This window comes from Phormidium sp. CCY1219 (assembly GCF_035615515.1).
GTDB lineage: Bacteria > Cyanobacteriota > Cyanobacteriia > Cyanobacteriales > Laspinemataceae > CCY1219.
In genome coordinates, this window is sequence record NZ_JAJENT010000175.1 from 1 (window position 1) to 2,116 (window position 2,116).

3 protein-coding genes are annotated in these 2,116 nt (G+C 47.2%); 1 reads left to right on the top strand and 2 read right to left on the bottom strand.

Annotated features, from left to right (window positions below):
* Positions 1 to 198: 198 nt before the first annotated feature.
* Entirely contained in the window at positions 199 to 636 is a 438-nt protein-coding gene (locus LKK83_RS01045) for a hypothetical protein (RefSeq protein WP_324628875.1), read from the top strand.
* A gap of 129 nt (positions 637 to 765) precedes the next feature.
* Here the strand turns inward: LKK83_RS01045 and LKK83_RS01050 are convergent, their stop codons facing one another.
* Positions 766 to 1,782, bottom strand: coding sequence for a sensor histidine kinase (locus LKK83_RS01050; RefSeq protein ID WP_324628877.1), 1,017 nt, complete (start codon positions 1,780 to 1,782; stop codon positions 766 to 768).
* Positions 1,783 to 2,001 (bottom strand): hypothetical protein, encoded by a 219-nt coding sequence (locus tag LKK83_RS01055; RefSeq protein ID WP_324628878.1) that lies wholly within the window; start codon positions 1,999 to 2,001, stop codon positions 1,783 to 1,785. It abuts the gene before it with no gap.
* Positions 2,002 to 2,116 lie beyond the last annotated feature (115 nt).

Genomic DNA, 2,116 nt, shown 5'->3' on the forward strand with positions numbered 1-2,116 from the left:
TCCATAGACATTGCCACGATGTCAAGACTGCCAGTGATGGTAGCCTCGGTACCTATGACAAAGGCCAAATTGTTGAGGAGCCGGATGAGATGAAAGTCTCAAGTCCGGTTTTGAAGACGAGTAGTTTTGGTGACAGAATTACTTAGTTAAACTCTAAAGTATTACCTGCGATTTCCGATTTTAGCCAGAGGAAAGCTCATGGGTTTTATCAGAAAACTTCCCCTACTCTCTTTCACCCTGTTGTTGGTGAGTTATTTTAACTTTGGGTGGGTTTTATCAGAAGCCGGCGCTGAGTGGTGGGTGTGGCTGATATCTACCCTAGCTATCCTGCTGATGGCGGAAGCTTTAGCCGCACCTTGGTCGATTATCCGCACAGTTTCGGTGCAGTGGCTCAAATCGGATTTTCGCGCATTTTTCACTGTAATGATGGCAGCGTTTTTATTCGTGTTGTTTTTGTCAACGCTGCATATTTCGGCGCATGGGTTGATATTATTCATCGCTGCATCCATCGCCCGATTAGACTTACAGAAGGGGGGAAACTTTCAAGCGTGGCAGGATTTCGTAATTTTGGCAGTTGTGGCAATTTGTGGATTGATTTTAGGCTGGGGAAGCTATCACCTGATGCCGCTTCATTAAAGCGATCGCCCCATTTTTTTATAGGAGAAAATTCTGGAATATACCCTGAAAAAATTAAGGCTAGTAAATGCACCCGGAATTTTTCTATCGCCGCATCAGTTGTAGAAGGGAAAAACAGAGATTGGGTGGTTATTGTGACTCGACCTGCTGTTTGGTGGGAATGGCGATCGCAAACTGGGTTCCCTTGCCGGTTTGAGAATGACAAAATAGCTGCCCCCCATGTTTTTCCACCACAATATGACGACTAATTGAAAGACCCAAACCCGTTCCTTTCCCCACCGGTTTTGTGGTTACAAAGGGCTGAAAAAGCTGTTCCTTCACCGAGTCAGCGATTCCCGGACCATTATCAGAAATGCGGATTTCGATCGCCTCAGTGGTGATTTGCTCGCTTTCATTCTGGAGGTTTGACGGGGTATTGTTTTCTTCGGCGAGAGAAGACGGAGGCGCATTTTTCGGATTGGGAAAGCCAAATTGACCCACCCGTAATTGGGTTTTGATTTTAATATGATTGGGATGGGCTTTGAGTTGCTCTGGGGTTTTCGATTGATTGGCTTCATCCAAGGCATCGATCGCATTACTGAGCAGGTTCATAAACACTTGATTGAGCTGACCCGGATAGCACTCCACCAATGGCAAGTTTCCATATTCTTTAATCACGTGAATTTCGGGATGATTCTTTTTCCCTTTCAAGCGATTTTGCAAAATCAGCAGGGTACTGTCGATGCACTGGTGGATATCCACCGCCGTCGCCTTGCATTCGTCAATCCGAGAAAAGTTGCGTAACGACAAGACAATTTCGCGGATGCGATCGGCGCCAACTTGCATGGAAGAAAGCAACTTAGGCAAATCGTCCATTAAAAAGTTGACATCGATTTCCTCTTCGAGTTCTTTAATCTCTTCACTGGCATCGGGGAATTCTGCTTGGTAGAGTTGCAAGAGTTCTTGCAACTCTTGGATATATTGACTGGCATGTTCTAAATTGCCGGTGATGAAATTTACCGGGTTATTGATTTCGTGGGCCACCCCGACGACTAATTGGCCGAGAGAGGCCATTTTTTCACTTTGTACCAGATGAGATTGCGCTTGTTTGAGTTCGTGGGATGTGCGATCGAGTCGGCGGGTTTGTTCGGTTAATTGCGCTTGCAATTAAGACAAGGTTTGTTCTGTCTGTTTGCGGTAAGTTAAGGAATCGCCAACGGGATTGGGGATTTTTTGGGCGATCGCCATTCTGCCGGTAATGTCTCCCCATCGATCGCTCACTGGCACCCTCTGCACCAGATAGGTATCGCGATCGCCCGAAATTTCGGCCACCGTGGTTTCGGTGGGGATTTCTCCGGATTGCGGCGGGGCGATCGCTTCTGCCATTTGTGGCGATAACGCTTGCGCCAGGGTTTTCGAGTCGATTGACTACTCTGCGTGAATCACGCGACGGAGATTCCCCGGAGGGATTTTAGAACTTCCGACAAGTCGGACTCATAGG